This window comes from Roseateles sp. (assembly GCF_036404855.1).
Lineage (GTDB): Bacteria > Pseudomonadota > Gammaproteobacteria > Burkholderiales > Burkholderiaceae_C > Pelomonas.
Genome location: NZ_DASWYS010000312.1, coordinates 1 through 5,010 on the forward strand (window position 1 = coordinate 1; position 5,010 = coordinate 5,010).

The window sequence follows — 5,010 nt, forward strand, 5'->3', positions numbered from 1 at the left end:
GAAAAAGGGGGGATCGAAGGGCCCTGAAAACACCGCAAAATGAAGGCCCCTACGGGGTCGTTCGAGACGCCCCTCGGCACAGGCTCAAGTGGCCGGTAAATGCCGATCGCGAGTGGCCGGATTACGCCGATCAATGACAACCCGTTCGAAGACGGCAACGGCCGCGTCGGACGCGTGTGGGTAGACCTGGTGTTGGCCAGGGACAGCGGCGAGGCCAGCCGCCTGATTCGCACGTCGCAGCGCCTGCTCGACCGCCGAAACGAGTATTACGAGCAGCTTGAGCGCGCCCAGCACGGAGGGCTCGATGTGACCGACTGGGTGTTGTGGTTCGTGCATCAGGTCCAGGTGTCATGCGACGAAGCATCCAGGACCGTCGACCACACGCTGGCCAAAACACGGTTCTGGATGGACCACAGCAACAAGGCCCTTAGCGAACGTCAACGCAAGGTCGTGAACCTGCTGCTCGATGCCGGCCCCAACGGCTTCGAGGGTGGCATGAGCACCAAAAAGTACGAGAGCATTGCAGGCACTTCGCGCGCCACGGCGTCGAGAGAACTCATCGAGCTGGAGGACCTCAAACTGCTTACCCGGACAGGCGCTGGCCGCTCGACGCGGTACTACGTGAACCTGCCAGACTGGGGCCCTGACGAGGCGGCCTAGACTCGCCTCTGAAGTAGTGCCGAATCGGTGCCGGATTGGTCGTTGACCACGCCAGAGGGAAAATTGGCGGTACGCCTTGTGCCATCCTCGATGGCCTGCACTGCGGCCCAGCGACTGGCGGAAATGCCGGCGAACCGAGCTCACAGCGTATGAATCTGCCCGGAGAACTGACCACCGAGACAACTCGGGCGATGGAGTCTGGAGCGGCCTCAAATGCGAACTTCTCGGGGCTCTACGTGCGGCAAACTTGCCGGCGGCAAAAAAAACCGCTGAAATCCTTAGGAGCCGGTTTGAAGACCGTGCTAACCCTGCTCACGCGCCAATCGCCGGCCAAGCTGCAGCCCTACCCGGGCGCTGGCGCGCGATGGCGGTGGCCAGCAGACCGAGGCCGGCCAGCGCCAATGTGACGGGCTCGGGAACGGTTTGCGTCGTGCCGGCATCCGTGGTGATGTCCACCGCGTAATCGCCGGTCAACAGGGCCTGCAGCTCGTTGTTATAGAAGTCGGGCGTGAAGAGCCCGATAAAGCCATCCCCCAGCGTGCCGCTTCCCAGGTTCTCGGCAAAGGACATGTTGCCCGTGAGCGAAATGACGAGCGTGTAGTCCCCGGCAGCCAGCGACTGCAACAGCGTCGCGTCACGGCACAGGCCTGACACCGTATTGCCCGGGGGGCAAAGACCGTCGTCATTCGACGCGATAAAGGTGGCCCCCGCTCCCGTGCCCGAGAAGAGGGACAGGTATGGATCAAAGCCGTCAGCCGCAATATTGGTTCCGGCGCCATTGACGCCACCACCAAATCCCCAGGTCTGGAAGTTGACGGCGCCAGCGACGGCAACACTGAACTGGATCAGTGCGACGTCCTGAGCTTCTGCCAGCGTCCCGACATAGGAAGTCGTCGTCGGTCCGGCGCTGACCTGAGCCGATAAGGTCAGCGCGACGACAGCCGCGCAACAACGCAAAACGCTCATGACTTCCCTCGCTGCGCTTGGTGCAACAGGCGCTTGGTCGATCCTAGTCGCGGGGCTTGAGCCTTGGCCATAGATGCTTTGCCCCCAATCTACGGGGACACCTCTAGTTGATCGAGCGGAAGGAGTCTCGGGCCATGGTTTGCACCCGCATTGCTGATGCGCCAAAGTCTTTCGGCGCTGGGGCGGTATGCGAACCAATCGACAGCGCACATTGCGTTGTCCGAGCCATGAATAGGAGGTCTCAGATGAGAGCTATCACTATGACGGCCGCAATCGGCCGAGGCTTGCTTGCCGTGCTGGGTCTACTTGTTGCAGCTGCACCGGCGGCTCACGCCCAGATCAAACCAGCGATGGTTCGCAGCGTGGATGAGCCTGCACGCGTGCCCTACACGACACAGATGCAGCCGACTTGCCCCTTCACGAATCAGTGCGTCGCGACGTTCCCCACCGTGCCGGTGGGCAAGCGCTTGCGCGTGACAACGGTGTACGCCACCTTCTTCTCGGCGAACTTCAGCGGGATCTTGGTCGTGCACGTGGGCGCGTCCAAGGAAATTGCCGCCATCTTCCCGGTGCCACCGCTGGCGGCTGCCTATTACGGCTCCGTCGGCAGCACGACACAGTCTGTGGATCTGGTCTACGAGGCCGGCGAGGCGCCGATGCTCGAATACGGGACCTCGGCAGCCAACACCATCTTTGCCGACAGCCGCCACCGACTGGGCTTGAGCGGCTATCTGGTGGACGTGGCGCCGTAGGCTCGCTGCAGCAACGGGGCGCCTCAGCGTTGAGGCGCACTTGGCGCGCCGTCCCCGTGCTGCTGCACCGGCCCATAAGGCGCGCGTGAAACCGGAGGCAGTGGCTGCGCCGGCACCTCCTGGAGCGCCGTGCGCGGTGCGGCTTGAAGGTTCTCCACGGGCTGCGGAGGAATGGCCTGCAGCGCTTGCACGCCGGGCGTAACGGCTGGTACGGGCTTGGCCACTGCATCGAGCTTCTCGCGCCGCAATGCGCCTCGCTCCGGCACCGGTTCGGTCACCGGAATGGTCTGCAGCGCGGGCCTCCCGCCACGCAAAGGCTCTTCCACCTTGATCGGCACAACGACACCAGGTTGCGATGCGCCATCGCCGGCCCGCGCCACCTCGATGGGCGGAATGGACTCGCGCGGCGTTGGCAAGGCCGCCATGCCCTGGGAATGCTCGGCGGGTCTGTCGGACCAAAGCAGATAGAGCATGAGCGTGACAACGCCGAGCACCAGAATCGTGGAAGTTCGCTTTGGCTGCATGCTTGTCCCCCGCCGATAGGCCGCAATGCAGCGATATTGAAGAGCAGATGCTGTCCTGGGGCAACCGGCGGCGCAAGCGCTTCCCCTCGGGCGCCGCAAACCCGAGCTCGAACCTGCGATTCATCCAAGACACAGCCCCCTTCTCAACACCCCCTCTCAGTCCGGCCAGGAGTTCCTGCCACTTGTCGACAGGAGCAACGAAGCCTTGCTGGCTGCGGGGTTTCGTCGTTCTCGGATCGCGCGAACGTGATGCCCCGCGGCGAGCGCTCAGGGCGCCTTGCGCACCAGCCGCTCCAACGCAGCGATATCGAGCTGGCCCAGTACGTCCGCCATGGGCGCCTCGAACTCGCCGGTGCCACGCACCGACACCATCAGCATCTGCGGCCGGCTCGGCTGCAGGCGGTCCCACGGATAGTCCGGATCGGGGCGCACCAGGGCCGGGTAGCGATCCGCCGGATAGACATCATCCTGCAGGCCGTTCAGGCCCAGGCGGGCCTGGGCGGCCAGTTCCGCCGCGCCCAGTCTGCTGCGGTACGCACGCAGTTTGTCGAGCTGGCGACCGATGGGGTCTTCATCGAGCCCTCGGCTCCGTCGCCTTGCCGCGGAGGACTCGATCGCGCGCGATTCGGCTGCAAGACTGGCGCGCAGCTCCTGCTCCAACCGTGCAGCCTGGGCTGGATCCACGCGCCGCATGCCTTCCACCACGCGCTGGATCTGGGCCTCCCGAGCGGCCGGCGCCATCGCTGCCTGCTGGCTGTCCAGCGCCGCCCGAGCCTCGGCGTGCCGCCGCATCAGGTCACGCTCGGTGAAGTCGAGGTAGTCGGCTGTCGTCACGGGCACCCAGGGCAGGCGGTTGTCCGCGGTGATGACCAGCATGTGGCCGTCGTAGAGCGGTCGGCCCTGGACCTGGCCGGTCGGAAAGATCTCGCGCCAGGCTGAGAACTGCTCGTCGCGCAACTCGGGCACGGCTGTGGCGAAGAAGGCCTCGGGCTGATTGACCTGTATGACGATGGAAGCCCGCGGCTCCAGCCGGTCCGCGCCCTTGACGAGATCGCAGCGACCCAACCACATGGATTCGCGATGGTCACGCAGCAGGAAATGAGCGCCACGGGCCGGCAGCGTCCACTGGCCAGCGATCTGCCAGCTGCTGCGCAGGCGCGAACGCGGCAGTGCCTGCAGCGCAGGCTGGCGGTGCAGCAGCGCGTTCAGCTGCTGAAGGGCGTGCTGCAGTGGCGCGACGCTGACGTGGCCGCTGGGCAGGCGGTCGGCAGTCTGTGGGTGGGGCGCATCGATCCAGCAGTCGATCGCGGCCTGGGCGGGCGCGATTCCCATCAGTGCGGCGACGAGGGCGATGGCGGCTCTCATGCCCGCTCCTTCGGCGCGCCGGCAAGATGGCGCAGCACGTCGGCACGCGCCTGAGCCCATTGCGCGAAGACCAGCAGTCCCGGGTGCAGTGCACGGGCCACCTCGGGCGACCGTGCGGCGCAGTATCCCGCCTCCTCGGCCTGCTGGTAGGCGAACATGCGCGCCATCTCCGAGGCGCCGGGAAACGGCTGACGACCAAAGGCCTCGGGCGTGACAGCTTGGTGGCGCACCGGCTCACCCAGCACGCGCGACAGCACGTCGGCCATCTGCGGGCCGGTCAATTGCTCCCCCGCCAGGCCGATGCGTTCACCCACCACCGCCTCGCCCTGCACGAACAGCGCCGCGACGCAGTTGCCGATGTCCTCGGCCGCGATGCCGCTCAGCCGCGCAGTGCCGAGCGGAAGCGGCCAGTGCAGGTGGCCGTCAGGCTCGCGCTGCGGATGCAGGCCAAGGTGGATGAAGTTGTCCCAGTAGAAGGAGGGCAGCAAATAGGTCGTCGGCAGCGCGCGGAAGAAGGCGTCGGCCTGCCCCTTGGCGTCCATCTGCGGCACGGCCCAGCAATCGGTCCCGACACGCGTGTCCTCCTGGGTGGACCAGATCAGGTGCCGCACACGGGCGCGCGCGGCGGCGCTGGCCAACTGCGCGGCCTGGCGCAGCTCGCGTTCGGGGCTGAAGTGCTCCCAGAAGTCAGTGACGCCGAACACGCCATGGGCGCCCTCCAGTGCGGCGCCGAGCGTGCCGGG

The 5,010-nt window shown here is 66.1% G+C and carries 6 protein-coding genes; 2 read left to right on the forward strand and 4 right to left on the reverse strand.

Annotation, left to right across the window (positions count from 1 at the left end; genetic code table 11):
- Positions 1-99: 99 nt before the first annotated feature.
- The gene (locus tag VGF12_RS20920) at positions 100-660 is read left to right on the forward strand and encodes a hypothetical protein (protein ID WP_331177983.1); all 561 of its coding nucleotides are present in this window, start codon (positions 100-102) and stop codon (positions 658-660) included.
- A 312-nt stretch (positions 661-972) separates the two neighbouring features.
- Here VGF12_RS20920 and VGF12_RS20925 read toward each other — a convergent pair whose 3' ends face one another.
- Positions 973-1,626, reverse strand: a complete 654-nt coding sequence (locus tag VGF12_RS20925; protein WP_331177984.1) for a DVUA0089 family protein — start codon at positions 1,624-1,626, stop codon at positions 973-975.
- Positions 1,627-1,871: 245 nt separating this feature from the next.
- Here VGF12_RS20925 and VGF12_RS20930 point away from each other — a divergent pair, with 245 nt between their 5' ends.
- Positions 1,872-2,378, forward strand: a complete 507-nt coding sequence (locus VGF12_RS20930; RefSeq protein WP_331177985.1) for a hypothetical protein — start codon at positions 1,872-1,874, stop codon at positions 2,376-2,378.
- Positions 2,379-2,401: 23 nt separating this feature from the next.
- Here the strand turns inward: VGF12_RS20930 and VGF12_RS20935 are convergent, their stop codons facing one another.
- The 3 genes from VGF12_RS20935 to VGF12_RS20945 form a co-directional block, all read right to left on the reverse strand.
- On the reverse strand, positions 2,402-2,872 hold the full coding sequence (locus VGF12_RS20935) for a hypothetical protein (RefSeq protein ID WP_331177986.1): 471 nt from the start codon (positions 2,870-2,872) through the stop codon (positions 2,402-2,404).
- Positions 2,873-3,169: 297 nt separating this feature from the next.
- Complete coding sequence (locus VGF12_RS20940; RefSeq protein ID WP_331177987.1) at positions 3,170-4,267, reverse strand: hypothetical protein; 1,098 nt, start codon at positions 4,265-4,267, stop codon at positions 3,170-3,172.
- The coding region (locus VGF12_RS20945; protein WP_331177988.1) for an NmrA family NAD(P)-binding protein at positions 4,264-5,010 on the reverse strand (747 nt) is incomplete at its 5' end. The genes VGF12_RS20945 and VGF12_RS20940, both read right to left, overlap by 4 nt.

Excerpts from the sequence above, each read along its gene's own strand:
- VGF12_RS20920 (WP_331177983.1), top strand. The coding sequence starts at position 100 with ATGCCGATCGCGAGTGGCCGGATTACGCCGATCAATGACAACCCGTTC.
- VGF12_RS20925 (WP_331177984.1), bottom strand. The coding sequence starts at position 1,626 with ATGAGCGTTTTGCGTTGTTGCGCGGCTGTCGTCGCGCTGACCTTATCG.
- VGF12_RS20930 (WP_331177985.1), top strand. The coding sequence starts at position 1,872 with ATGAGAGCTATCACTATGACGGCCGCAATCGGCCGAGGCTTGCTTGCC.
- VGF12_RS20940 (WP_331177987.1), bottom strand. The coding sequence starts at position 4,267 with ATGAGAGCCGCCATCGCCCTCGTCGCCGCACTGATGGGAATCGCGCCC.